Source organism: Corynebacterium appendicis CIP 107643, from assembly GCF_030408415.1.
Taxonomy (GTDB): Bacteria; Actinomycetota; Actinomycetes; order Mycobacteriales; family Mycobacteriaceae; genus Corynebacterium; species Corynebacterium appendicis.
On record NZ_CP046976.1, the window covers coordinates 1524445 to 1550494 of the forward strand.

The window sequence follows — 26050 nt, forward strand, 5'->3', positions numbered from 1 at the left end:
CTATGCGTATCGACGACTACCGTGAGTCCAATTCCCAAGAATTCGACTTCGACGAACTTGTTGACGACCCCGAAATTCGTGCTGCCATGGACGACGCCGAGGAACGGCTCGCCATCACCGAAGCGCTTCGTGCGAGCCGCACGCAGTCGGGCCTTTCCCAGAAGTATGTCGCGGCTGAAATGCGGACGACCCAGTCGGCCGTGTCCGATTTCGAGCGCGGCGAGACCGACCCCCAGCTTTCGACCATTCAGCGCTACGCACGCGCGACCGGCGCGAAAGTCCGCATCCTCATCGACCGCCCGGGCAATGTGACCAGCATGGTCCCCCCGTATGCTTCAGTGTCCAAGAAAGTCTCTGCGCCGGACGCCAGCGGGCAGCGACCGCAATTGAAACTTCTGCCTTCCTACCGGAATATCCGGGTGAGCTAAACCATGGCCAAAGAAATCGATCACGCAGCCCTCCGCGTTCGAGCGGGAGCGATCGCGGGCACTAGCAATCTCTTTGATGTCCGCCTGGCTCAGTCGAATGTGGGCCTCAACCGGGTGCCGGCGCCTACAGCTCAGCTCAATGTGGACGTCGAGATGTCGCCGTCCGCGAGCATATCGCTCGACGATGACGAAGCCGGCCTGTTGCTCGTGAACGTGGAATTCCACGTCCGCATAGCTGACACCGGCGAGAACGCGGAGCCGGTCGCGGAGGTGGAGTGCGCGTTCGTGGCGGCATTCGAGTCCCATCCCGACAGCGAGCCGAGCGGAGACGAGCTCGAGGCATTCGCTGAGACGACAGGTCTTTTCGCGGTGTACCCCTACGCGCGCGAGTACATCTCAGATGTCACGCGACGCATGGGTTTGCCTGCTCTCGTGCTCGACCTGCTCAAGCGGTAGGCGTTAGCGCTCTTCGAATCCGGCAGCACCCCTCGGCTCGCTGTACTGCGGCACGACCGCGCGCACCTCACCCGGGCGCTTGGCGGTCGACGGCTGCTCTTCAAGAAGGGCGAGGAGCTTATCGACGTCCACTTGCTCCCCTTCCGCCACCACTTCCACGCGTCCGTCGCTCAGGTTCTTTGCGTAGCCGGCCAAACCGAGTTCGAGGGCGCGACTGCGCGTCCACCAGCGGAAGCCGACCCCTTGAACGTGGCCGGTGACGAAAGCTGTCATGCGTGTGGTGCTCATGCGCACCACACTAGCTTCCCTTCTGTTGTGCGTGCGCGCGTTAGATCCGCGTCAAGCCACCCTCGTCGGTGTCCTCGGCGGCGCCGTCGCGGCGCGCTTCGTCCACGGTGACGCGGTCCTCGGCGCTGCGCCGGGTGACCGGGTCGGAGCCGTCCCAGAACTCGACGTTCTTCAGCTCAGGCAGCATGTCGCGGTGGAAGACAGGGTCGATGCCCTGGGCGCGTTGCTCGCTGTAGTTCTTGAGCAGCTTGAAGGCGATGCCGCCGAGCGGCACGATCGCGATCAGGTTAATGATGACCATGGTGGCGGCCATCGTGTCGCCGAGCGCCCACACCAACGGCAGAGAGCCGAACGCGCCGAAGATGACGAAGCCGATCACGCCGAGCCGGAAGACGGTGAGAACGGACTTCTTGTCGGTCAGGTACTCGATATTAGCCTGCGCGAGGTAGTAGTTGCCGATCACGGAGGAGAACGCCAGGAAGAACAGGACGAATGTGATGAAGTGAGCACCCCACGCGCCGACCGAGTCAGACAGGGAGGACTGCGTTAATGCGGCACTCTGAACCTCTTCACCGTAGATCGGTGCCGGCCCGAGCAGGACGATGAAGGCCGTGATAGAGCAAACGAAGAGGGTGTCGAAGTAGACGCCCAGGGTCTGCACCAGGCCCTGCTTGACCGGGTGGGATACCGTCGCGGTGGCGGCGGCGTTCGGGGCGGAACCTTGGCCGGCCTCGTTGGAGAACAGGCCGCGACGCATACCGTTCATGAATGCGGCGCCAACAGCCGCACCGGCGATTTCCTTCAAGCCTAGCGCGTGCTCGACGATGAGGGAGAACATTCCGGGGATCTCGCGGTAGTTCACAACGAGCACGATGAGCCCGACAATGATGTACGCCAGTGCCATGAACGGGACGACCACCTGGGTCACATTGGCGATACGGGTGACGCCGCCGAAGATGATCAAGGCAGCGACGACGGCGACGACGCCGGCGACGACTGCCTTCATGGTGTTCGAGTCGGTGCCCAGAGAGCCGCCGACGGCTTCGACGATGGAGTTGGTCTGGATGGCGTTGTAGATGAAGCCGTAGGTGATCGAGATGGCCACGGCGAAGATGACTGCCAGCGGCTTCCACTTCTCGCCGAGACCGCGCGTGATGTAGTACGCCGGGCCGCCGTGGTAGTTGCCTTCGGTGTCCTTGGTCTTCCAGAGCTGCGCGAGTGTGGACTCAACGAATGCGGTCGCGCCGCCGACCAGGGCGATGATCCACATCCAGAAGACGGCTCCCGGGCCGCCCAAGGTGATGGCCAGCGCTACGCCCGCAATATTGCCGGTGCCCACGCGCGAGGCAGCAGAGATCGTGAATGCTTTGAAGGCGGAGATGCCGCCGTATTCTCCGTCGAGGTCGCGTCCGTCGCGGTCTTTGCCTTTCGGGCTTTCCGCGACAGCTTTGAACATCTCGGGCACCATGCGGATTTGAACGAAAATGGTGCGCAGACCGAAGTACACTCCCGCTCCCAACAGCAGGAACGGGATGACTTTCCACAGGTTGTCGTTGACGGAGTCCGTCACGAGCGACTCGAGTTTTTCCATGCCGGAAATTCTATATGCCAGTGGGGCTGGCCACCGGTTTTTAGTGGTGCTTTTAAGGGTGTGTCAGCGCGTCTGGCACACCGGGCAGTAATAGCTCGACCGGCCGTTGACCACCGTACGCACGATCGGACTGCCACACCGTGCGCACGGCTTTCCCGCTTGCCCGTAGGCGTTCAACGAGCGGGAGAAGTAGCCGCTTGCGCCGTTGACGTTGACGTAGAGGGAGTCGAAGCTTGTGCCGCCTGCCTCGAGCGCGCGTGCCATGACGGCGCGGGATTCCTCGAGCAGTGCCACGGCATCGCGCTGCCGTAGAGCTTTGCCCTTGCGGGTGGGTTTCACACGCGCGGCCCACATCGCCTCGTCGGCATAGATAGAGCCGATGCCGCTGACCACGGATTGGTCAAGCAGGACAGTCTTGGCCGCGACCTTCTTCGTGCGGATCTTTCTCGCAGTGGCCACCGGATCGAACTCGGGCTCGAACGGATCCGGCGCGATGTGCGGGATGGTGGCGGGCACGGACCGGAACCCGCTCGCCGCCGCTTCGCTGTCCGGACCGGTGAGCGGAACATACTGCCAGGAGCCGAAGGTGCGCTGGTCGATAAAGGAGAGTTCCTGAATGCCAGCAGGCCCGTGCAATTCCGCCCGGATGCGCAGATGAGGGCTGTCGACCAGCCCAGGTGCGCCGACGAGCATCTGGCCGGACATGCGGAGGTGGACAAGAAGCGCGGCACCGTCGGAAAGCGTGAGCCAGAGAAATTTGCCGCGTCGGTCTGTGCCAGTAATGGTCAATCCGGGCAGAACCGCGGCGAGGTCGACATCGTTGCCGCGAACGGCGCGCGGGTGCAGCGCCTCGACGACGCCGAATGTCGACCCGACCACGTGCGCGTCGAGTCCGCGGCGCACCACTTCCACTTCAGGGAGCTCAGGCACGTCAGACCACCCTATCCTTTACGCAACGCGATGGTTTCCGGGTGGTCTTTGAGATAGAAGAAGGCTTCGCGGGCGGCGTTCTGCTCCGCGGTCTTCTTGTTGTGGCCGCGGCCGGTGCCGCGGGAGGTGCCGTCGATAAGCGCCTGCGCGGTGAAGACTTGCTCGTGCTCCGGGCCCGCGGCGGTGGCGGTGTAGACGGGCGGGTTGCCGCCGAGTTCCGCGACGCGCTCCTGGAGCTCGGTCTTCCAGTCCTGGATCCAATGGGCGTTGTCGATCTTGTCGCCGAAAAGGCGCAGGATGACATCCCGCGTGGGGTTGAAGCCGTGCTGGCGGTAGATAGCGCCGAGCACCGCCTCGGTGGTGTCCGCGAGAATCGAGTCCTTGTCGCGGCCGCCTGTGGTCTCCTCGCCTTTGCCGAGCAGGATGTGCGCGCCGAGGCCGATCTCGCGCGCGACCTCGGCGAGCCCGTAGCGCGACACGATGCGGGCTCGCATCGGGGACAAGTCCGACTCGGGCCGGGACGGGAATTTCTCGAACAGCGCGTTCGCGATGGTCAGCCCCAGCACGGCATCACCCACGAACTCGAGTCGCTCGTTATTCGGCAGAGTGCCGTGCTCGTTCGCGAACGAGCGGTGCGTGAGCGCGAGACGCAGCTCATCCGCGTCGATCTCGACGCCGAGCTCGTCCAGCAGCGGCGTGTGGTCGACGGCCGCGAAGGCTTCAGCCAAGGCCTGGTCGCCAGGAATCTTGTTCTTTTTCGCGCGTGGCACGTGACCCCCAGCTACTTCTTAGAGCCGCTGTCCTCGTCGGACAGGAATTTCTCCAGGCCCGCCCAGCGCGGGTCGACGAGATCGTTCTTCTCGCCGGACACCCCGTCGGGGGTGGGCACGTCGGAGTCCTCCGGGCACGCCGGCTCGCAGACCGGGTTGAACGGGAGATTCAGGCCGGCTTCGTCGATGAACGCCTGCTCGAGGTTCACTGTGTCGTCGATAATGCGCGGCACGTCGTCGCCCGAACCGTCGTCCTCTTCGCCGGCGTCATCGCCGGTGATGAAGTCGTCGGAGCCCGAAAAGACCTGGGAGACGGAGATCTCCTCCGTCGGGGTGAGCTCACGGAGGCAGCGGACGCACTGGCCTTTGAGCTGGGCGGTCGCCGTGGCGTCGACAAGCACGCCTCCACCGAGCGGCGTGACGGTCGCTTCGACGGTGACCTCTTGGCCTTCGGGGATGGCGATCATTTCCGGGCCGATGCGCGAGGGCGACGGGCCGGTCAAGGTGGTGGTCACCGGAAGTCCGTCGCCACGCAGAGCTTCCGACACATCCACAACAAACGGATTAGTAGCCATAACGCACACCACAATACATTGCGGCGACTCCGCTAGGCGCAGGGAGAGTTAGCGGGCGTAGCCGCCTCGTTCGGCACGGTCACCGCGCACCTCGCGCTCGTAGCGGCCGGACGCGCCGGCCCCCTGGCGCAGGGCCGAACGGTCGGAGGTGACGGTGCGCAGCACGCCGCTCAGCGTCTCCTCGAATTCGGCGAGCTTGCCGTCGACATAGTCGTCGCATTCGCCGCGCAGACGGCTGGACTCCGCGTGGGCGGATTCGACGATGCGGTGCGCCTCTTCGTCGGCGCGGCGGGTGACCTCGGCTTCGGAGACAAGACGTTGCTGCTCTTCCAGACCTTCAGCGACGGAACGGTCGTAGGATTCGTTACCGTCCGCGACAAGACGCTCCGCTTCTCGGCGAGCGCGCTCCACCGTCTGCTCCGCCTCATCGCGAGCGCGGGTGACGGTGTTGTTGGCGTCTTCCTCAGCGTTGGCGACCATGAGGGTCGAACGCTGCTGAGCATCGCTCAGCATAGCCTCGGATTCATTGTGCGCGTCGGAGACAAGGCGTTGGGCCTCCCCTTCCGCGTCGCCGATAATCGCGTCCGCGCGGTCCTCGGCACCGCGCAGGATCTCGTCCTGCTTATCCAGAACATCCTGCGCATCGTCGATCTCGACGGGGAAGGCGTTGCGGATGTCGTCGAGAAGCGCGAGCACTTCGTTGCGGGGAACCATGCAATTCGACGTCATCGGAACGCCGTAGGCCTGTTCAACGGTATTGACCAGTTCATCGAGAGCTTCAAATACGCGGTACATGGGCCCAAGCGTACTGGCGAAACGACGAACGCCCCGGCAAGCCGGGGCGCGTGTCCTGCAATAGGTCGGCTGAAAGCCTGCCTGGGTGAACCGGCCTAGATGACGCCCTGGGCGAGCATCGCGTCGGCGACCTTCTTGAAGCCGGCGATATTGGCGCCGATCACGTAGTCGCCTTCGTGGCCGTACTCGGCGGCAGTGGCCGAGGTGTTGCGGAAGATATTCTCCATAATCTGCTTCAAGCGCGTGTCGGTGTACTCGAAATTCCACGAGTCGCGTGACGCGTTCTGCTGCATCTCCAGCGCGGAGGTGGCCACGCCGCCGGCGTTGGCAGCCTTGCCCGGCAGGAAGTGGATCTTGTTGGCGCGGAAGATCTCGATGGCCTCGGCGGTCGACGGCATATTCGCGCCCTCAGCGACGTACCTGACGCCGTTGTCCACCAGCGTCTTGGCGTGCTCGCCGTCCAGTTCGTTCTGGGTCGCGCATGGGAGGGCGACATCAGCTTCAAGGTCCCAGATGGAGCCATCGGCATGGAACGTCGCGTCCTCGATCTGATCGGCGTACTCGCTGACACGTCCGCGGCGAACCTCCTTGATCTCCTTGAGTAGTTCCACGTCGACGCCGTTCGGGGTTTCCACCCAACCGGAAGAATCGGAAAAACCGACGACGGTGGCGCCGAGCTCTTGGGCCTTGGAGATCGCGTAAATTGCCACGTTGCCGGAACCCGAGACGATCACCTTGGCGCCGCTCATGGATTCGCCGTTGTGCTCCATCATCTGGTTGGCGATGTAAACGGTGCCGAAGCCGGTGGCCTCGGTGCGCACCAGTGAGCCGCCCCACGTGAGGCCCTTACCGGTGAGGACACCCGATTCGTGCTCGTTGGTCAGGCGGCGGTACTGACCGAACAGGTATCCGATCTCGCGGCCGCCAACACCGATGTCGCCGGCTGGGACGTCGCGGTACTCGCCGATGTGGCGGTGCAGCTCAGTCATGAACGACTGACAGAAACGCATGACCTCGGCATCTGACTTCCCCTTCGGGTCGAAGTCCGAGCCGCCCTTGCCGCCGCCGATGGGCAGGCCGGTCAGCGAATTCTTGAAGATCTGCTCGAAACCGAGGAACTTGATGATGCCCAGGTTCACGCTCGGGTGGAAGCGCAGGCCGCCCTTGTACGGGCCGAGCGCGGAGTTGAACTGGACGCGGAAGCCGCGGTTGACGCGAACTTCGCCGTTGTCCGCGACCCAGGGGACGCGGAAAATGATCTGGCGCTCCGGCTCGCAGAGACGCTCGATCAGTCCGTAGTCGTTGTAATAGGGATCCTTCTGCAGGACGATCTTGAGCGAGTCAAGAACCTCCGCCACTGCCTGATGGAATTCCGGCTCCCCCGCGTTGCGCTTCAGGAGCTTATTGTAATAACCCGAGATCTGGTCTTCGTTCGACGTCACCATCGATCCTTTCTTCCGACTGCTCGATAATTAAAAAACTATAGTCCGGGTCACAGTGATTGATCTTGGCTCTTGGCCGAATTGATAACGTCTGGGATGTCGAACGCAATGCACAAACACCTCATGCCCCGCCGCGCCCGGGCTGGAATCTAAAGGAGCACTTTCAAAATGACGAATCCGTATCCTCAGCCCGAGAGTTCCTCCGTCGACGACGAGAGGGCGGGCTTACCAGCGAATTTTGTGGCCGACGCAAAAACAGCCCGCGTCGTCGTCGCGCCGGACTCGTTCAAAGGATCGGCGAGCGCGCAGGATGCGGCGGCGTGGATCGCGGAGGGCATTCAGTCCGTAATTATCGACTGTGACATTGCACACATCCCCATGGCAGATGGGGGCGAGGGAACAGCCGAGCTCTTCAGTGGCGAGACCGTCACTCTCCCCACGACCGACGCCGCCGGGCGCCTGACGGAGGCGAGCTACGTCTACAACGCGTCCGAAGAAACGGCCTATATAGATGTCGCCGCGGCGGCCGGTCTACCCGCGGTGAAGGACAACCCGGTGCCGCTCACCGGCGACACGTACGGCACCGGCGTTCTCATCGCCGACGCACAGACCCGGGGCGCCCGCCGCATCGTGCTGTGCCTGGGAGGCTCCGCAACAATCGACGGCGGCACCGGCATACTCGTCGCGCTCGGCGCTAACCCGCTCAACGCCGACGGCCACCCGCTCCGCCACGGCGGCGGCGCCTTGGGCGAGCTCGACCATTTCGACACCGCGAAGGTGAATATCCCGGCCGCGTCGGTGGAGTGGGTCCTACTCGCGGACTCGGAATTCCCCGCCACCGGCCCGCAGGGCGCGGCACATATCTTCGGCCCGCAGAAGGGAGCGAGCCCCGAGGAGGTCGAGAAGGTCGACGCGGCGCTGGCACACCTGTGCGAGGTCACCGGAGTGGATCCTGACCAGGCGGGCTACGGTGCCGCCGGCGGCCTGCCCATCGGCATCACGTGGTTGTCCGAACTCATGCACGGCACGACCGAGCACGTTCACGTCGTCTCCGGCGCCCGCACCGTCGCGGCAGCCCAGGGCCTGAAGGAGAGAATCGCCGAGGCGAATTTCGTCGTCACCGGCGAAGGGAAATACGACGAGCAGTCCGCCGCCGGAAAGGTCGCCTCCGTGGTGACGGAGCTGGCCCAGGAAAGCGGCGCCACCGTAGCGATCCTCGCCGGGGCATTCGAGGCGGACGTTCCAGAAGGCGCGCTCGCGGTCAATATCGGTGAGCAGGCCGACCACGACGACGTCCGCGCACAGCTCGTGCGAGCCGGGGCGGAGGCGGCAGTGGCCTACCTCAACACTTCGACGGCCCAGGGATAAACGGCTGGCAGCTCGAAGTCCAGCTGCCGCTCCAGCGCCACCGGGTCCTTCGGCAGGTCCGCTTTCGGGGTGAGCACGCGCGAAAGCCCCATCGCGAGCTGGTTCACCGAGCTCGCCCCCTCCGCAGTGATGAGGTAGCGCTGGACGGCAGCGTCGCCCGGTTCTTCGCCGCGTTCTTCCTCGTAGGCGCGGCGCAGCTGCGCCAGCAAGTCCTCGTGCACATCCGGCTCCGTCTCGCGCGTGACGGAACCGGATGTGAGGCGATCGTGGCGCACAAGGATCTCCACGGCGCTCGCGAACGCGTCTTCCACCTGCTTTCCTGCTGCCTCGTCGGGAACAAGCACGTCAAACTGAATCGTCGGCATGCAGACAGACTAGCGAATAGCCTTGAAAGGCATGACGCACCCGACATTTCCCATGTCATCCCCTGCATCGGCTCCCCTCGCGGCGGCACGCCAGCCACTGAGCACGATGGCGGACGGCACCATCAAGCAGCTCAACCCGTTCTCCGGCACGCAGGTGTGGACAGTTCCGGGGCGCGGAAACAGGCCGTTGCAAATACCGAAGAAAGAGGCACACGCACTCGCAGAGCACGAGTTCACGGACAGCTGCAATTTCTGCGTCGACAAGCAATTGCACACCCCGCCCGAGAAATCGCGGATGGTCTCCCGCGACGGCGGGTGGGTAATCCACCGCGACCTGCTCCCCGGCGAGCTGAGCGGCACTCAGCCCGAGTTCCGGCGCGTACCCAACCTTTTTGAAATCGTCTCCTACGATTATTGGGCGCAGAATTACGGCTTCAGCATGGATGAATCGCGCCACAACCACATGGAGCGTTACCTCTCCGACGACGAAGGGCGCCGGCACGTTCTCGACATCGTGCGCACGCGCCTCAAAGCGTCCGGGCACGACGGCAATGTCAGTGAAGACGAGCTGCTCGCGCACGTGCCCGCGTATCTCGGCGGCGGCCACGACGTGATCATCGCGCGCCGCCACTACGTCGACGGCGCGGCGGACTCCACGCAGCTCGCGTCCTCCGGCACCTTGACGCTCGACGAGCACTACGGCTTCATCGCGTTCACCATCGATTCTTTGCACGACCTGTACGTGCGCAACCGCTACGCGCCGTACGTCTCCGTGTTCCAGAACTGGCTGGCGCCCGCGGGCGCGTCGTTCGAGCACCTGCACAAACAGCTCGTTGCTATCGACGAACGCGGTGTGCAGGCCGACCTCGAGATCGCCAAGCTCCGGCAAAACCCGAACATGTACAACGAGTGGGGCGTCAATTACGCCAGCTACCACAACCTCATCATCGCGGAGAACGAGCACGCGATCATGTGCGCCGGCATCGGCCACCGCTACCCCACCATCAGCGTGTACTCGAAGTCCCCGACGCCCGAGCCGTGGCGGCAGACGGAAGAAGAGATCCGCGGGATGTCGGACCTGCTCCACGCCGCGCACGCGGGCACCGGCCCCGAGGTGCCGTGCAACGAAGAATGGCACCACAAGCCCATCGACCTGGACGTTCCTATGCCGTGGCACATCAACATCAAATGGCGCGTGTCCACGTTGGCCGGGTTCGAGGGCGGCACGAAGGTCTACGTCAACACTGTTTCGCCCTATGGTATCCGCGACCGCATGGTCTCCAGCCTGTACAAGCTGCGCGACGCGGGGAAGATCGCCGGCGACATCCGCATCGCCGCCGAATGCGCCCCGGCGCGCAACACCCTGCTCTACAACCCCGCACTGCACCAGCAGCGATAAACGAGCCGGTGAGCGACGAAAAACAGTCCGGCCTACACTAGACATTTGCACGGCCAAACAGACTGGCCGCGAACAACGCCGAACAAACTGAACAAGGAGGCCCCGAGCTACATGCCCGCCCATGCCGATCCGGCCACGATCAAAGAGATTCTGCAGAACTACACCGTGGATCCCGCATGGCAGCGCACGCTGTACCAGTACCTGCACGCGCACCCCGAGTTGTCCATGCAGGAGAAGAACACGCACGCACGCATCCTCAAAGAGCTCGAGCGTTTCGACTGCCAGGTCATCGCGCCGATCGGCGGTTACGGCATCGTCGCGGTCTTCCACAACGGGGAGGCGACGCACGGTTCGGCGGGTCCGACCGTGCTCTTCCGCGCGGACTTCGACGGCCTCCCGGTCACGGAGACCACCGGCGCGCCGTACGCGTCGACGGACACAGCAACCCGTGACGACGGCACCATGACCGGCCTCATGCACGCCTGCGGCCACGACATGCACGTGACTGCCCTGCTCGGTTTGTGCGACATCATGGACAACAACAGGGAGCACTGGGCGGGCACCTTCGTTGCCCTGTTCCAGCCCGGCGAGGAGATCGGCCGCGGCGCGACCGCGATGATCACTGACCGGCTCACCGACCGCATTCCCCGGCCGGATATCTGCTTGGGCCAGCACGTCATGCCGGGCCGCGCGGGCCAGGTGCAGACGAAGCCGGGCCCACAATTCGCCGCCTGCGATTCGATCCGCATCCGCATCCCGGGCCGCGGCGCCCACGGCTCGATGCCGCACGCCGCGGTCGACCCGACCTACACCGCGGCTCACATCATCCTGCGCCTGCAGGGCATCGTCGGCCGCGAGGTCGCGCCGAAGGATTTCGCGGTGGTCTCCGTCGGCCAGGTCAACGCCGGCACGACGAACAACATCATCCCGGACCACGCTGAGCTGGTGGTCAACTGCCGCTTCTACGACGACGCGGTGAAGCACAAGGTATACGAGGCGATCCAGCGCGTGGTCATCGCCGAGTGCGAAGCCTCCGGAATCAAGGAAGAACCCTACTTCGAGTATTTCGCCCACGGCGAGCTGTTAGACAACGACCGCGGCGCATTCATGACGGTCCGCTCCACCTTCGACGAAGTCTTCGGCCCCGACTCGGTGGATTCGGAGCCGTCGACTGTTTCGGAGGACTTCCCCAATATTCCGCTCACGTTCGGTGTGCCATATATTTTCTGGCTCATCGGCTCCACCCCGCGCACCGTGTGGGACAAGGCCGTGGCGGAAAACCGCGTGATCACCGACGTCCCGGTAAACCACATGCCGACTTTCCTGCCCGAGTACGAGCCCACGGTATACGCAGCCACCAACGCCGCCGCGGCGGCTGTGCTGACGTACCTCGCGCACCCGCTCGAGCGCCAGCCCTGACCCGCGGAATCCCGGCACACGCACCGCGTGCGCTCGCCGTCCAGTCCTCCCCCGGTACAGTGGCGGTCGTTAGCGATCCGCTGCACGACACTGCACGGATCTGAATGATCTGACGACCTGAGGTATTCAACGAATGAATTTGCCAGCTCATCCTCCTGCATTCATCGACACAGTCGGCGGCCACGTCCGGTCGGTCTCCGGCACCACTCCCGGCGCCTCGACCCGCAAGAAGTTCTGGACCGGCCTGTCCCTGGCCACAATGGAGCAGCTCGCCGACAACTGGGACGCCACCCTCAAGGCGTACAAGGCGACCCGCCAGCAGGCGTATTTCTCCGCCGAGTTTCTCATGGGCCGCGCGTTGCTGAATAACCTGACCAACCTGGGTCTTGTCGACGACGCAGTTAAAGCAGCCGAAGAAAACGGCCACGATCTACTCGATGCGCTCGAGGCCGAGCACGACGCTGCCCTCGGCAACGGCGGCCTCGGCCGCCTGGCAGCGTGCTTCCTCGATTCAGCTGTCACGCAGGATTACCCGGTGACGGGCTACGGCATCCTCTACCGCTACGGCCTGTTCCGCCAGGAAATCGCTGACGGGTTCCAGAAGGAGCACCCGGATGCGTGGAAGGAGAGCTTCTACCCGTTCATCGTCCGCCGCGGCACGCAGCAGCGCATCGTGAAATTCGACGACATGAACGTCCGGGCGATCCCCTACGACATGCCGATCACGGGCTACGGGACCGACAACGTGGGTACGCTGCGCCTGTGGAATGCGTCCCCGATGCAGGAATTCGACTACGACGCGTTCAATTCCCAGCGTTTCTCCGACGCGATCCTGGAGCGCGAGGCCGTCCACGACCTCACGCGCGTGCTGTACCCGAACGACACCACCTACGAGGGCAAAGTGCTGCGTGTCCGCCAGCAGTACTTCTTCGTGTCGGCGTCGCTGCAGGAGATGGTGGACAACTACATCGCGCACCACGGCGAAGACCTGCGCGGCTTCGCCGAGTACAACTCGGTTCAGCTCAACGACACCCACCCGGTGCTGGGCATTCCGGAGCTCATGCGCCTGCTTCTCGACGATCACGGAATGACCTGGGAAGATGCCTGGGACGTCACCACAACGACCTTCGCCTACACCAATCACACGGTGCTGGAAGAAGCACTGGAGACCTGGGACGTGTCCATCTTCCAGAAACTCTTCGGCCGCATCTGGGAGATCGTCGTGGAGATCGACCGCCGCTACCGCGAAGACATGGCGTCCCGCGGCATCGGGCCGGAGGACGCGCACCACTACTCGCCGGTGCACGACGGCAAGGTCCACATGGCGTGGATCGCCTGCTACGCCTCGTACTCGATCAACGGTGTCGCCGCGATCCACACCGACATCCTCAAGCGCGACACGCTGAACTACTGGCACGAGCTGTACCCGGAGCGCTTCAACAACAAGACCAATGGTGTCACCCCGCGCCGCTGGCTGCGCATGTGCAATCCGCGCCTGTCCGAGCTGCTCGACCGACTCGTCGGCTCCGATGAGTGGGTCACCGACATGGACAAGCTCAAGGAGCTGCGCCGCTACGCCGAGGACGACTCGGTGATGAAGGAGCTCCGCGAGATCAAGGTGGCGAATAAGAAGGACTTCGCCGACTGGGTACGTGTCCATGAGGGTGTCGAACTCGATCCGGAGTCGGTCTACGACACGCAGATCAAACGCCTCCACGAGTACAAGCGTCAGCTGCTCAACGCGCTCTACATTCTCGACCTTTACTTCCGGATCAAGGACGGCGAGCAGGACATCCCGAAGCGCACGTTCATCTTCGGCGCGAAGGCGGCTCCGGGCTACGACCGCGCCAAGGCGATCATCAAACTGATCAACGCCATCGGCGACCTGGTCAACAACGACCCCGAGACATCCAAGCTCCTGCGCGTAGTGTTCATCGAGAACTACAACGTCTCGCCCGCCGAGCAAATCATTCCCGCGACGGACATCTCCGAGCAGATCTCCATGGCGGGCAAGGAAGCCTCGGGCACGTCGAATATGAAGTTCATGATGAACGGCGCGCTCACCCTGGGCACGATGGACGGCGCCAACGTGGAGATCGTCGATTCCGTCGGCGAAGAGAACGCGTACATCTTCGGCGCACGGGAGGAAGAGCTTCCGGAGCTGAAGAAGAGCTACGACCCGAACGAGGTCTACGAGAATAGCCCGGCGATCAAGCGGGTGCTCGACGCGCTTATCGACGGCACGCTCGACGACAACCACACCGGCATCTTCTCCGACCTGCGCGATTCCCTGCTTATCGACGGCGGCTGGAATACCCCGGACCCCTACTACGTCTTGGGCGATTTCGACTCCTACAAGGAGGCCCGCGACCGCATGGCGGCCGAGTACTTTGCTGATCCGCTGCACTGGGCGCGAATGTGCTGGATCAATATCTGCGAGTCCGGGCGTTTCTCCTCCGACCGCACGATCCGCGACTACGCGAACGAGGTCTGGAAGATCGAGCCGACGCCGATTCACCCTGAGCGCTCCAACACCGAGGTGAACTAGCCAATGCACTCGTCGCCCGACCAGCACCTTGAGCGGGCCATCGAGCTGGCCACAGAGTCGGCCTCGACCGACGGCGGCCCGTTTGGGGCGGTCGTGGTGACGGAGAACGGCACCGTGTACGAGGGGCACAACACGGTGGTGGCCTCGCATGATCCGAGCGCGCACGCGGAGGTCAACGCGATCCGCGCAGCGTGCGCAGGTGAAGCAACGCATGATCTCGCCGGCGCGGTGCTCTACGCGTCCACCCAGCCGTGTCCGATGTGCGCTGCCGCGATCTATTGGGCGGGCATCGCGCGCGTGGAATACGCCGCCACTGCGCAGCAGGCCGCCGCGGCCGGGTTCTCTGATGTGGATATCGCCGAGTATTTGAAGGGCACGCTCGACAGTCCTGTACCCTTCACGCACCAGGGGCATTCGCTAAGCGACACGCCGTTTACCGCATTTGAGAACAACCCCAACGCCGTTGAGTATTAACCGCCCCAAGATCCTCCTCGTTGACAACAACGATTCCTACACGTTCAACCTCGCCCACCTGATTGCGAAGGTATCGGGCACGGAGCCGCTTGTTATTCCCGCGAGCGAGGTTGAATCGTGCAACCTCCCGGCGCGCGCATTTACTCCGGTGAGTTCACCCACGTCGTGATCTCCCCCGGCTCGGGCACCCCGGAGAACGATTCCGATTTCGCCGGTTCCCGCCGCGTCGTCGAAGCCGCCACCAACATCCCTCTGCTCGGCGTGTGCCTGGGGCACCAAGGCCTCGCCGCGCTCGCTGGCAGCCGCGTCACCCGCGCGCCCGAGCCGCGCCACGGCTTTGTCAGCCAAATCACGCGCTCTGGCGAAGGTATCTTCACGGGCCTGCCCCAAGGTTTCAACGCGGTACTGTGTTCGCCGCAAGCCAGATGGCGTTGCCGGTGTTGCCGGGAATGATCGGGTTATCAAAGATGATGTGAAGAGGGCGCACAAGGCCTAAGTCTAGTGTTGGGTGCGTGACTGCAATCAAACTGGACGGCAAGCGCTACCGCGAGGAGATTTTCGCAGACCTCAAAGCCCGGGTGAAAGCCTTGGGTGAAAACTACGGTGTCACACCTGGGTTAGCAACGGTCCTGGTGGGCGATGACCCGGCTAGCCAGAACTACGTGCGCATGAAGCACAAAGACTGCGAAGAGCTTGGGGTGGCATCAATCCAAAAACAGCTGTCGGCTGATGCGTCACAAGATGAGCTGGAGTCACTAATCGAAGAGCTCAACGCCGACCCGGCTGTGACCGGCTACATTGTCCAACTTCCGCTGCCGAAGCACTTAAACGAAAACCGCGTGCTGGAGTTAGTCAACCCGGGAAAGACGCCGATGGGTTACACGCCGTCAACCTGGGAAAACTAGTGCTGGGTGCGCCCGCGCCGCTGCCGTGCACCCCCAACGGCACGATCCACTTACTTGAGCGCTTCGGCGTCGATCTGGACGGTGCGATCGTGTGCGTCGTGGGCCGTGGGGTCACCGTAGGTCGACCGATTTCACTCATGTTGACCTCACGTGATGTCAATGCGGCAACGGTGCTGTGCCCCACCGGCACCCGCGATCTGGCCGCGGAGACCTGCCGGGCAGACGTCGTCATCGCAGTTGCTGGCAAACCCCGCATGATCACCGCCGACACGATCAAAGAAGGCGCGGCACTCGTTGACGTCGGAGTCTCGCGCGTTGCCGGAAAACGGTCGGTGACCTGCATCCCGACGTGTGGGACAAAGCAGGCTGGGTTTCTCCCAACCCGGGCGGAGTGGGGCCGATGACGCGAACGTTTTTAATCCGCAACATTGTGGAAACAGCTGAGCGCGGGGCCGGCAAGATTGACTAAACACCCACCCGGCGACATTTTCGGCTCGGCCACGCTGGATAACCCCCACGACATCGGTAATTGCCCATCGCCCCCGCCTCGGGGCGTGCAGTTGGCGATGGTGGCGGTGTTCGGCGTCGGGTTTGTCGCTTCTGCGCTGCTCGCCGCCTCTGAGCATTGGCGGCGAGCGACCTTCACGCTCGGCGCCGCGATGGTATGGCTGGGTGTTGTCCGCCTGAGCTGCGATTCAAAGCAGATCGGCGTGTTGGCGGTTCGCTCGCGTCGCTTCGACACCATGTTCTGTGCTGGGCTTGGGGCGGCGATGATGTGGCTGGCTTACTCGGTTGACGCACTCGGCTCATAGAGCCCGTGTGAGCATCCCAGCCACCAGCATTGTCTTTCTCCTCGTTGTCCAACTTCAGATCCTTGCACCCCGCATATCGCTTAGGTGCGCGAAAACAATACACGCCCCGTCGCAGTTTCTTGCTTCGCCAGTTCAGCGGGGGTTCCGTCGGCGATGATTGTTCCGCCCTCAGCGCCCGCACCCGGCCCCATCTCGATGACGCGGTCAGCCTGCGCGATGACCGACAGGTCGTGCTCGACCACGATAACGGTCTGCCCGGCGTCGACGAGCCCGTTCAGCTCTGTCACCAATAGCTCGATGTCCGCTGGGTGCAGGCCAGTGGTCGGCTCGTCGAGAATGTAGACAGTGTGGCCGCGGCGCGAATTGCGGGAACGCTGCAGCTCGGTGGCTAACTTGATGCGCTGAGCCTCGCCGCCGGAGAGCTCTGGGGCGCCCTGTCCGAGCGTCAGGTAGCCCAAGCCGACCGCCTGGAGTGTCTCCACTGCGCGAAGGATCTTCGGCTCGCCGGCGAACACGTCCGCGGCCTCATCGACGGTGAGGCCGAGCACGTCGGCGATCGTGCGGCCCTCCCAGGTGATCTCGAGGGTCTCGTCGTTGTAACGTGCGCCGTGGCAATCCGGGCACGTCGTGTACGAGCCGGGCAGGAACACCAGCTCGACTTCGATCTTGCCGGCGCCACCGCATGTCGGACATTGCCCCTGCTTCACGTTGTAGGAGAAACGCGAGACCGTCCATTTCCGTTTCTTCGCCTCGGGTGTGGAAGCAAAGAGCTTGCGCACGCCGTCGAAAAGCCCGGTGTAGGTAGCCAGCGTCGAGCGCTGCGTGCGGCCGATCGGCTTCTGCGTGATCTGCACGAGGCGGCTCACGGACTCGACGCCGGCGCGCTTATCGACGCTCCACTCCCCCGCCTCCTGCTCCTGTTCCTCGTCGTCATCGGCCACACTCGACGCCCCCTCGTGCAGAACACCTGCGAGCACTGTGCTGACGAGCGTGGACTTGCCGGAACCGGAGGCTCCCGCCACCGCGGTGAACTGGCCCAAGCCGAAGTCCACATCTAGCCCATCGATAGACCGGGCATGGACTCCCTTAAGGGACAATGTTCCGACGGCATGACGCGGGTCGTCGTTAAGCGAAAGAGTGCGGTTGTTGAGTGTCCTCGCTGTGGGCGTGTCCGCGTCGTAGCCCGCGGTAGGACCGGAGTAGACCACCTCGCCGCCCTGCTCGCCCGCGTGCGGGCCGACGTCGACGAGCCAGTCAGTCTGGGCGACGAGCTCCATGTCGTGCTCGACGAGCAGCACAGAATTGCCGGCGTCGATGAAGCGGCGGCAAATTTCGAGGACGGCGCCCCGCTCGGACGGGTGGAGTCCCGCGGACGGCTCATCGAGCACGTACGCCACCCCGAAGAGACCGGAGCGCAGCTGGGCCGCAAGGCGGATGCGCTGCAGCTCGCCCGCGGACAGCGTCGGCGCTGGCCGGTCCAGGCTCAGGTGCGCGAGACCGAGATCGAGCGCGGATTGCAACGCGGGCAGGATCTGCTTGAGCAGCAGGTCCTCGGCGGAATTCTCCTCCGGCGTCTGCTCGGCGAGCACCGCATGAACCCGGTCAAGGGGCAGGGTGCCGAGCTCGTCGATAGGCATGCCCGCATACGTGACCTTGAGTGCCTCCGGGTTGAGGCGGCGGCCGTGGCACGTCTCGCACGTGCGCGACTCCATGTATGACAAGACGCGCTTGCGCAGCGTGTCCGACTGGGTCTCCGCAAGCGTGTTGGTCAGGTAGTTCGCCACCGAGCGCCACGTGCCCTTGTAGTTGCGCTGGATCTGGTCCTCGCCGCGCAGCGGCTTGACCGTGACCACCGGGCGCTCGTCGGTGAACAGGATCCAGTCACGGTCTTTCTGGGGAAGTTCCTGCCAGGGGCTGTCCAGATCAAAGCCCAGCGTGGCCAAAATGTCGTGGAAATTCTTGCCCGCCCACGCACCGGGCCACGCCTTGATCGCGCCGTTCTCGATGGACAACGTCGGGTCGGGCACCATCGATTCTTCCGTCGGCTCGTGCACCGTCCCGGTGCCCTGGCACGTCGGGCACATGCCCTCGGGCGTGTTCGGGGAGAAGGAATCGGAGTACAGGCCCTTCGGGTTGTCGCCGGAACGCGAGTACAGCAGGCGGATGCTGTTCGACAGCGCGGAGACGGTGCCCACGGTCGAGCGTGCGCCGCCGCCGGAGGTGGACTGTTGCAACGCCACTGTCGGGGGAAGGCCGTTGATCTCGCTGACCTGCGGGTCCACGGCTGAGCCGATGAGGCGGCGCGCGAACGGCGCCACCGATTCAAGGTAGCGCCGTTGGCCCTCGCCGTGGATCGTGCCGAAGGCGAGGGAAGATTTGCCGGAACCGGACACTCCCGTCACAGCAACGAGAGTGCCGCGGGGAATGTCCACGTCGACATTCCTCAGGTTGTGCAGATGGGCATCCCTGACGTTGATTCCGTGTGCGGCAATATCAGCAGTTTCAGGCATGCCCACCAGCCTAACGAGGGCTGGCAGTTAACGCGGCCGGCGTGTGTCTTCGCCCAGCTGGTGGACGTGAATCATGTTGGTCGTGCCTGCGACTCCCGGCGGTGTGCCAGCGACGACGACCATCATGTCGCCTTCTTTGTACTTGTCGATCGACAGAAGCGCCTGGTCCACCACCCGCATCATCTCGTCGGTGTCGTCGACCTTCTGGCAGAGGAAGGTCTCCGCGCCCCACGTCAGGGCCAGCTGCGAGCGAACCTCCTGGTTCGGTGTGAACACCAGCAGCGGCAGGTGCGAGTGCAGGCGGGCGAGACGGCGCGCAGTCTCACCGGAGCTGGTGAATGCGACCAGTGCGCGGGAGTTGAGGCGCTCGGCGATGTCGCGCGCAGAGTACGAGATCACGCCGCGCTTCGTGCGCGGAATGTGGTTGAGCGGCGGGACGGAGCCCATCGACTCAGCGACACGCACGACGCGGTCCATGGTGCGCACGACATTGTGCGGGTCAACACCGACCGAGGTCTCGCCGGAGAGCATGACGGCATCGGTGCCGTCGAGCACGGCGTTGGCCACGTCGGACGCCTCCGCACGCGTCGGCCGGGAATTATCGATCATCGAATCGAGCATCTGCGTTGCGACGATCACCGGCTTGGCGTTCTCGCGCGCAATCTGGATCACGCGCTTTTGCACCAGCGGGACCTGCTCGAGCGCGATCTCCACGCCCAGGTCGCCGCGGGCTACCATCACGGCGTCGAAAGCGAGCACGATGGACTCGAGGGCGTCAACCGCCTCCGGCTTCTCCAGCTTCGCAATGACGGGAACGCGGCGGCCCTCCTCGTCCATGATCTCGTGGACCAGGTCCACATCGGACGGGGAACGCACGAAGGACAGCGCGATGAAGTCCACACCGAGGTTCAGCGCGAAACGGAGGTCTGCTTTGTCTTTCTCGCTCAGAGCCGGAACGGAGATGTCCATGCCCGGCAGGGAGACGCCCTTGTTGTTGGAGACGGGGCCACCCTCGGTGACCTCGCACACCACATCGTTGCCGTCGACTTCCTTGCAGACGAGGGCCACTTTGCCGTCGTCCACGAGCAGGCGGTCGCCCGGCTTCGCGTCTTCCGCGAGATTCTTGTACGTGGTGGACACGCGGTCGTGCGTGCCCTCCACATCGTCGACCGTGATGCGGACCGTCTCGCCGGTCTCCCAGTAGGTCTTGCCATCGCCCTCGAAGCGGCCCAGGCGGATCTTCGGGCCCTGGAGGTCAGCGAGTATGCCGACCGCGTGACCGGTCTCGTCGGTAGCTTCGCGCACCCACTTGTAGTTCTGCTCGTGGTCCGGGTAGTCGCCGTGCGAGAAATTCAGGCGGGCGACATCCATGCCGTCTCGCACAAGCCCGACGATCGCGTCCTTGCTCGCTACTGCAGGTCCGAGAGTGCAAACAATCTTGGTGCGTCTATCCACAGCTTCCTTCTTCTGATCTGTGCGGCCAGCTCAAGTTTTCAACTGGCCGGATAAGGATTGGATACGCGTCCCACGCTACCGAAACGCTACTGCTTTCGCTGTGGCGCTTCCTTGCTCTTGACCGTTGCAGTCTCGGTTTGTTCACTGTGATGGACTGGTTCATCCACTCCCTCACTAGATGCGGCCGATTCTTCGGTCTCCGGCTCGCGCGGATCGACTTCCGCCGGAGTCTCGCGTCCGCGGCGCATGAGGAAGAACACGATCGTGGAGACGATGAAGATGACGGACGAGACGACGAAGTTCACACGGAGACCGAAGATCGTGTTGGCGGCGTCGTCACGCATCGTCTCCATGAAAATGCGGCCCAGGGTGTATGCGGCGATGTAGAGCACGAAGACGCGGCCGTGGCCGAGGCGGAAGCGGCGTTCCGCCCAGAGCAAGAAGGCGAAGGCCGCGACATTCCAGATCATCTCGTACAGGAATGTCGGGTGAACGCTGGTCACGATTTCGCCGGTGGAGCGGCCCGTCAACGGTGCGAAATTGCCGTTCTCGTCGACACGGTAGAAGATGTCCAGCGCCCACGGCACGTCCGTCGGCCGGCCGTAGAGCTCCTGGTTGAAATAGTTGCCGAGGCGCCCGATCGCCTGGGCGAGAATGATCGTCGGGCCGACCGCATCGGCGAACGGCGGAAGTGGCACTTTCCGGTACCGGAACAGCGCCCACACCGCGAGCGTGCCCAGGGCGACCGCGCCCATGATGCCCAGCCCCCCGGCAGAGAAATTGAAGACCTGCCACGGATCCTTACCAGGGCCGAAATAGCTGTCGTAGTCCGTGATCACGTGGTACAAGCGGCCGCCGATGATGCCGGCGGGAATAGCCACGATCGCCGCGTCCCACACCATGTCGGTGTCTCCGCCGCGCGCTTTGTAACGGCGCAGCGTGAGTGTTAACGCGACGATGATGCCGGTGATGATGCACAGCGCGTAGGCGCGAATCGGGATCGGACCGAGGTGCCACACGCCCTGCGGGGGCGACGGGAAATTAGCTAGAGTCTCTGTAACCACGCAAACCAGTTTGCCTGATTACGGCCGCGATGGCGACAGCCCGCGCGGGCTTAGCGCGACGGACAAGCCGGGTGCTGGCCGGCGGCGACGAGACGGCGGGTGGCGGCGGTGACATTGGCGCTGGTCATCACTGCCTCACCCGCGAGCACCGCATCGGCGCCGGTGGATGCCGCGGAGATGAGGTCCCGGGCGTTGCGCACGCCGCCGAGGCTGATCCGCAGGACGCTTTCCGGAAGGCCGGGCTCGATCTCGCCGAAGGCTTCGCGGTTCAAATCGTTTGTGTCAAAGGTCCAGGAATTCACACCGATGACCGATGCCCCGGCGCGCAGTGCGCGGTCGGCTTCTTCCACGGTGCGGACTTCCGCCATGGCCACCATGCCGAGCGACTCGACGCGGTCCAGCAGACTCTCCAGCCGGGCCTGCTCCAAAAGGCCCACCTGCAGAGGCACCATGTCGGCGCCGTAGCAGCGGGCTTCGTGGATCTGGTACGGGTCGACGATCACGTCGCGGCACACCATGGGAAGACTGGTGGCGTTGCGGGCCTCGTCCATGTCGTTGAGGGAGCCGTCGAAACGCAGGCGCTCCGTTTGGCACGCAATGAGTGCGGCACCCCCGGCCTCGATCTCGGCGGCCAGGTGCGCCATCGAGTCGATCACACCGGTCGGGCCAAAGACGGGCGAGGTGCGTTTGATCTCCACGATCACGCCGCAACCCGGCCCCAAAAGCGCGGCACGAACATCGCGTGTCTCGGGCATGCTGCGCGAACGGGCCTTGATCTCCTTGAACGGGATCTGTGCTTCGCGCTCGCCAACATCAGCCAGCACCCCGGCGACAACTGGGTTGAGAGTCGCGTCGGTGACCAGCTGCTGCTTGCCCTGCACCGCGGTCATGCCTATGAGGGTATCCGCTTCTGCGGAGTCCACGAAATCAACGAGCGGCAGGGACGGAGATTGAGCGCAGAGTCACTCTCGGTTCGTGGGGGTGGTGCCCGAAGATGTGTCGGTGGGGTCCATGTCTGCGTCGATCGCGTCCCACAGAACACGGCCCGAATCAGGCTCGGCTTCAAGGTCGTGCTCGATCTTCTCGCGGCGTTGGGAGGCTTTCTCGTATTTGTTCACCGTCACCGCGTCGCGCCCTGGGCGCGCGGCGAGCATGAGACCTCCGGCGGCCGCGACGAGTGCGGCGAGCACAGCGGCGGCGGGGCCGAGCGCGGCGACGTCGATATTCGAGATAGCAGCCCATTCCGGAATGGCGGTCTCGCCTACGGTGCTGCCGATCGTGGTCTCTTCCCCACCCAGAGTCAGCAAGGCTTTCGCCCGTTCGGGATCCGGCGAGCCGGTCAGCAGGCCGAGCGGCGGGACCGTCACGGCGAGTGCCGCGGCCGCCCCGACACCGCCAACCAAGCGGCGGCCCCAACGGCGCAAAGCTAAACCTGCCACAGCCGCGGCGAGCAGCAACAATACCACGGCGGTGACCTCTGTCGACCACGTTGCGCCGTTGACCTCGACGGCGCCGTTGCCGGTGCGGTCGTCGTCGTAGTGCACCGTCATCCACGTCACGCGCGAGGCCAACCACAGCGTCAACGCACCCAGGCCCATGAGCAATGCGCCTATCCGCGCGAAGCGCTTCTCCTTGGCCGCATCGCCCGTCGCGACGGTGTTCTTCACGTGCGTGCCTTTCGTGTCCGTGTTTCTCGCGTCCGTTTCGCTCACCGCTCCCCCTCCTCCGGTGCGAGCAACACGTCGCTGTCGAAGCACGTGCGGTCGCCGGTGTGGCAGGCGCCGCCGCGCTGTTCGACGATCATGAGCACGGTGTCGCCGTCACAGTCGAGCCGCACCTCGGTTACGTGCTGCGTGTTTCCGCTGGTCAGCCCTTTAACCCAGTACTCCTGCCGGGAGCGGGAGTAATAGGTGCCCTGTCGGGTCGCCAGGGTGTAGGCGAGCGCACGGTCATCCATCCACGCCATCATGAGGACTTCACCTGTTCCCGCAGCCTGGACGATGGCGGGCACGAGCCCGGCGTCGGTGAAGCGCACTCGGTCACGGATGCCTGTGGGCAGTTCCGCCTCTTCCGGGCGCAGTTGATTCTGGGGACTTTCCACCACTAGAGACGCACCTCGCAGCCGGCATCGTCAAGCGCCTTCTTGACCTCGCCGATGCTCACCTCGCGGAAGTGGAAAATGGACGCAGCCAGCACGGCATCTGCGCCAGCCTTGACCGCGGGCGGGAAGTGCTCGGCTTTTCCCGCTCCGCCGGAAGCGATGACGGGAATGGAGACGGCACCGCGCACGCGCTCGATCAGTTCGATGTCGAAACCTTCCTTGGTGCCGTCGCCGTCCATGGAATTGAGCAGGATCTCCCCCACTCCGAGTTTTTCACCGGTTTTCGCCCATTCAACCGCGTCGATCTCAGCCGAGCGGGTGCCGCCGTGGGTGGTCACTTCAAAGCCTGACGGCTGCGGGGTACCGCCTTCCGGAACGCGGCGCGCATCGACGGACAGCACGATGCACTGCGCGCCGAAGACTTGGGACAGCTCGCCCAGAAGCTCCGGGCGGGTGATCGCCGCGGTGTTGACCGAGACCTTGTCGGCGCCCGCGCGCAACAGTTCGCGCACGTCGTCCTCGGTGCGGACTCCTCCGCCCACGGTGAGCGGAATGAAGACCTGATCGGCGGTGCGGCGGACCACCTCAAGCATCGTTCCGCGCCCCTGCTTGGAAGCGGTCACGTCGAGAAAGGTCAGCTCATCTGCGCCTTGCTCACCGTAGAGCTTCGCTAGCTCCACCGGGTCGCCGGCATCGCGCAGGTTCTCGAAGTTCACGCCTTTGACAACCCTGCCGTTGTCCACGTCCAGGCACGGGATGACCCTTGTTGCCACTGACATGCGCACCATCACTTTCTTCCGGCATCGCGCTGAATGGACTTCATGGTACGCAGCACCTCTTCGTGCACGTCCGGGGCCCCGGCGATCACGCCGAGGGAGCCGAGCTTCCATGGCTCGCCGTCGATGTCGGTGACCACGGCACCCGCGCACCGCGCGAGCAAGACTCCCGACGCGTTGTCCCACGGGAACGGCGAGAAGCTCACGGCCGCCTCGTAGATGCCTTGCGCGACAAAGGCCAAGTCCAACCCGACCGAGCCACTGATACGCGGGCGCATATTGGAGTATTCGAGCGCCTTGATCAACTTCAGGCGGCTATCCGGCGGCACTCGGCTCGTGTCGTCGGTGCCCACTGTGCCGACTCCGACTTGGTTGCTGGCCGGAGCGGTGTCGTCGATACGCGGAAGTGCAGAACCGTTGAGCGTCACGCTTGATCCCTCCACTGCCGTAAGACGCATGTTCAGTAAGGGAAGGTCCGTCACGGACACAACTGGTTGATCGTCGACCACCAGAGAAATGAGTACAGCGCAGTTGGGATTTCCGGAGGAGAAATTGGCGGTGCCGTCGATGGGGTCGACGACCCACAAGGCGTCATCATGTGTGTGTCCGCCCTTTTCTTCGCCGAGGACCGGAATGCCCGTGGATTCGGTGAGGTGCTTCCGTAAGGTGGTCTCGATCTGCAGGTCCACTTCGGTGGCGAAGTCGTTGCACCCCTTGTACAGCGCGGGAGCTGCTCCGAGTCCTTCAACGAACTGCCAGCGCGCGACATCTGCGGCTTCCTCGGCAACACCGAGGAACCTGTTCAACTCGTCTGCCTGCATGGCTGAGCTACTCATTTCCTGGAGCGGCCGCAATTTCCAGCGCCTCGCGCAGCGTGAAACGCTTCTCGTAGAGCGCCTTGCCGACGATCACGCTGTCGATCCCCTCGTCGGTGTAACGGGCGATCTCTGCGATATCTTTCAGCGTGGACACGCCGCCCGACGCAGTGACCGCGGCGTCTGTGGCCGCGGAGACCTCGCGCAAAAGGTCCAAGTTCGGACCGGCGAGCGTGCCGTCTTTGCTCACGTCGGTGACCACGAAGCGCGCGCACCCCGCGGAATCGAAGAATTCGAGCACCTCCCACAGGTCGCCGCCGTCGGACGTCCAGCCGCGGCCCTTCGTGCGCCACTCACCGTTTTCCTCGCGCACGGCGATGTCGACGGCGATTTTCTCACCGTGCTTCGCGATCGCTTCAGCCGCCCAGTCCGGGTTCTCCAGCGCCGCGGTGCCGATATTGATGCGCTTTGCGCCTGTGGCCAGCGCACGCTCAAGCGTCACGTCGTCGCGGATCCCGCCGGTCAGCTCCACGTTGATGGACAGCTTGCTCGTGATCTCGGCCATCAGCTCGTGGTTCGAGCCACGCCCGAACGCCGCATCCAGGTCGACGAAGTGCAACCAGTCCGCGCCTTCTTCTTGCCACTGCAGCGCCGCGTCCAGCGGGGCGCCGTAATTCTTCTCCGTACCGGCTTCCCCCTGGTCAAGGCGGACAGCCTGGCCGTCGACGACGTCTACTGCGGGCAGAACGGTGAAACTCATATCC

26 protein-coding genes and 1 pseudogene are annotated in these 26050 nt (G+C 64.1%); 10 read left to right on the top strand and 17 right to left on the bottom strand.

Features of this window, described 5'->3' with window-relative positions; translation table 11 throughout:
• Nucleotides 1-2 precede the first annotated feature (2 nt).
• Both CAPP_RS07485 and CAPP_RS07490 read left to right on the top strand, forming a co-directional pair.
• On the top strand, nt 3-428 hold the full coding sequence (locus tag CAPP_RS07485; protein ID WP_076598768.1) for a helix-turn-helix domain-containing protein: 426 nt from the start codon (nt 3-5) through the stop codon (nt 426-428).
• 3 nt (nt 429-431) lie between these two features.
• Nucleotides 432-884: a protein-export chaperone SecB gene (locus CAPP_RS07490; protein ID WP_076598767.1), complete on the top strand. Its 453-nt coding sequence runs from the start codon at nt 432-434 to the stop codon at nt 882-884.
• A gap of 3 nt (nt 885-887) precedes the next feature.
• Here the strand turns inward: CAPP_RS07490 and CAPP_RS07495 are convergent, their stop codons facing one another.
• The 7 genes from CAPP_RS07495 to gdhA form a co-directional block, all read right to left on the bottom strand.
• Nucleotides 888-1172, bottom strand: coding sequence for an acylphosphatase (locus tag CAPP_RS07495; protein ID WP_076598907.1), 285 nt, complete (start codon nt 1170-1172; stop codon nt 888-890).
• 40 nt (nt 1173-1212) lie between these two features.
• The gene (locus CAPP_RS07500; RefSeq protein ID WP_076598766.1) at nt 1213-2763 is read right to left on the bottom strand and encodes an alanine/glycine:cation symporter family protein; all 1551 of its coding nucleotides are present in this window, start codon (nt 2761-2763) and stop codon (nt 1213-1215) included.
• A 63-nt stretch (nt 2764-2826) separates the two neighbouring features.
• Nucleotides 2827-3693, bottom strand: coding sequence for a bifunctional DNA-formamidopyrimidine glycosylase/DNA-(apurinic or apyrimidinic site) lyase (gene mutM / locus CAPP_RS07505; protein ID WP_076598765.1), 867 nt, complete (start codon nt 3691-3693; stop codon nt 2827-2829).
• Nucleotides 3694-3704: 11 nt separating this feature from the next.
• On the bottom strand, nt 3705-4463 hold the full coding sequence (rnc, locus tag CAPP_RS07510) for a ribonuclease III (RefSeq protein ID WP_076598764.1): 759 nt from the start codon (nt 4461-4463) through the stop codon (nt 3705-3707).
• An 11-nt stretch (nt 4464-4474) separates the two neighbouring features.
• Nucleotides 4475-5038, bottom strand: coding sequence for a YceD family protein (locus tag CAPP_RS07515; RefSeq protein WP_076598763.1), 564 nt, complete (start codon nt 5036-5038; stop codon nt 4475-4477).
• A gap of 48 nt (nt 5039-5086) precedes the next feature.
• Complete coding sequence (locus CAPP_RS07520; RefSeq protein ID WP_076598762.1) at nt 5087-5833, bottom strand: DivIVA domain-containing protein; 747 nt, start codon at nt 5831-5833, stop codon at nt 5087-5089.
• A 95-nt stretch (nt 5834-5928) separates the two neighbouring features.
• A complete protein-coding gene (gene gdhA / locus CAPP_RS07525; protein WP_200803262.1) occupies nt 5929-7275 on the bottom strand; it encodes an NADP-specific glutamate dehydrogenase in 1347 nt (448 codons plus the stop codon).
• A gap of 168 nt (nt 7276-7443) precedes the next feature.
• Here gdhA and CAPP_RS07530 point away from each other — a divergent pair, with 168 nt between their 5' ends.
• On the top strand, nt 7444-8643 hold the full coding sequence (locus tag CAPP_RS07530; RefSeq protein WP_084560516.1) for a glycerate kinase: 1200 nt from the start codon (nt 7444-7446) through the stop codon (nt 8641-8643).
• Here CAPP_RS07530 and CAPP_RS07535 read toward each other — a convergent pair.
• Nucleotides 8613-9008, bottom strand: coding sequence for a hypothetical protein (locus CAPP_RS07535; protein WP_076598760.1), 396 nt, complete (start codon nt 9006-9008; stop codon nt 8613-8615). The two genes, CAPP_RS07530 and CAPP_RS07535, sit on opposite strands and share 31 nt — an antisense overlap.
• Nucleotides 9009-9114: 106 nt before the next feature.
• Here CAPP_RS07535 and CAPP_RS07540 point away from each other — a divergent pair, with 106 nt between their 5' ends.
• The 7 genes and pseudogenes from CAPP_RS07540 to CAPP_RS07575 all read left to right on the top strand — a co-directional run bounded on the left by CAPP_RS07540 (nt 9115) and on the right by CAPP_RS07575 (nt 16565).
• Nucleotides 9115-10407 carry a DUF4921 family protein gene (locus tag CAPP_RS07540; protein ID WP_076598759.1) on the top strand — a complete coding sequence of 431 codons (1293 nt, stop codon included), beginning with the start codon at nt 9115-9117 and terminating at the stop codon, nt 10405-10407.
• A 111-nt stretch (nt 10408-10518) separates the two neighbouring features.
• Complete coding sequence (locus CAPP_RS07545; protein WP_076598758.1) at nt 10519-11826, top strand: amidohydrolase; 1308 nt, start codon at nt 10519-10521, stop codon at nt 11824-11826.
• A gap of 133 nt (nt 11827-11959) precedes the next feature.
• On the top strand, nt 11960-14374 hold the full coding sequence (locus CAPP_RS07550) for a glycogen/starch/alpha-glucan phosphorylase (protein ID WP_076598757.1): 2415 nt from the start codon (nt 11960-11962) through the stop codon (nt 14372-14374).
• Between the two features lie 3 nt (nt 14375-14377).
• Entirely contained in the window at nt 14378-14848 is a 471-nt protein-coding gene (locus CAPP_RS07555) for a nucleoside deaminase (protein WP_076598756.1), read from the top strand.
• Nucleotides 14849-14965: 117 nt separating this feature from the next.
• Entirely contained in the window at nt 14966-15301 is a 336-nt protein-coding gene (locus CAPP_RS07560) for an aminodeoxychorismate/anthranilate synthase component II (protein WP_327077543.1), read from the top strand.
• 59 nt (nt 15302-15360) lie between these two features.
• Nucleotides 15361-16222, top strand: a pseudogene (locus CAPP_RS07570) (bifunctional methylenetetrahydrofolate dehydrogenase/methenyltetrahydrofolate cyclohydrolase).
• Nucleotides 16223-16238: 16 nt separating this feature from the next.
• Complete coding sequence (locus CAPP_RS07575) at nt 16239-16565, top strand: DUF3017 domain-containing protein (protein ID WP_076598905.1); 327 nt, start codon at nt 16239-16241, stop codon at nt 16563-16565.
• An 80-nt stretch (nt 16566-16645) separates the two neighbouring features.
• Here the strand turns inward: CAPP_RS07575 and CAPP_RS07580 are convergent, their stop codons facing one another.
• The 9 genes from CAPP_RS07580 to priA all read right to left on the bottom strand — a co-directional run bounded on the left by CAPP_RS07580 (nt 16646) and on the right by priA (nt 26046).
• Complete coding sequence (locus CAPP_RS07580; protein ID WP_076598755.1) at nt 16646-19075, bottom strand: excinuclease ABC subunit UvrA; 2430 nt, start codon at nt 19073-19075, stop codon at nt 16646-16648.
• Between the two features lie 27 nt (nt 19076-19102).
• Nucleotides 19103-20530: a pyruvate kinase gene (gene pyk, locus CAPP_RS07585; RefSeq protein ID WP_076598754.1), complete on the bottom strand. Its 1428-nt coding sequence runs from the start codon at nt 20528-20530 to the stop codon at nt 19103-19105.
• 86 nt (nt 20531-20616) lie between these two features.
• Nucleotides 20617-21594, bottom strand: a complete 978-nt coding sequence (gene lgt / locus CAPP_RS07590) for a prolipoprotein diacylglyceryl transferase (RefSeq protein ID WP_084560515.1) — start codon at nt 21592-21594, stop codon at nt 20617-20619.
• A 50-nt stretch (nt 21595-21644) separates the two neighbouring features.
• Nucleotides 21645-22484, bottom strand: coding sequence for an indole-3-glycerol phosphate synthase TrpC (locus CAPP_RS07595; protein WP_076598753.1), 840 nt, complete (start codon nt 22482-22484; stop codon nt 21645-21647).
• Between the two features lie 72 nt (nt 22485-22556).
• Nucleotides 22557-23306, bottom strand: a complete 750-nt coding sequence (locus CAPP_RS07600) for a TIGR02234 family membrane protein (protein WP_234958756.1) — start codon at nt 23304-23306, stop codon at nt 22557-22559.
• Nucleotides 23303-23674, bottom strand: coding sequence for a phosphoribosyl-AMP cyclohydrolase (gene hisI / locus CAPP_RS07605; RefSeq protein WP_076598903.1), 372 nt, complete (start codon nt 23672-23674; stop codon nt 23303-23305). The genes CAPP_RS07600 and hisI overlap by 4 nt, the downstream gene beginning before the upstream one ends.
• A 23-nt stretch (nt 23675-23697) precedes the next feature.
• A complete protein-coding gene (gene hisF / locus CAPP_RS07610) occupies nt 23698-24474 on the bottom strand; it encodes an imidazole glycerol phosphate synthase subunit HisF (protein WP_076598902.1) in 777 nt (258 codons plus the stop codon).
• Between the two features lie 8 nt (nt 24475-24482).
• Nucleotides 24483-25307: an inositol monophosphatase family protein gene (locus CAPP_RS07615; RefSeq protein ID WP_076598752.1), complete on the bottom strand. Its 825-nt coding sequence runs from the start codon at nt 25305-25307 to the stop codon at nt 24483-24485.
• Nucleotides 25300-26046 carry a bifunctional 1-(5-phosphoribosyl)-5-((5-phosphoribosylamino)methylideneamino)imidazole-4-carboxamide isomerase/phosphoribosylanthranilate isomerase PriA gene (priA, locus tag CAPP_RS07620; protein WP_076598751.1) on the bottom strand — a complete coding sequence of 249 codons (747 nt, stop codon included), beginning with the start codon at nt 26044-26046 and terminating at the stop codon, nt 25300-25302. Before priA ends, CAPP_RS07615 begins: the two co-directional genes overlap by 8 nt.
• Nucleotides 26047-26050: the final 4 nt, after the last annotated feature.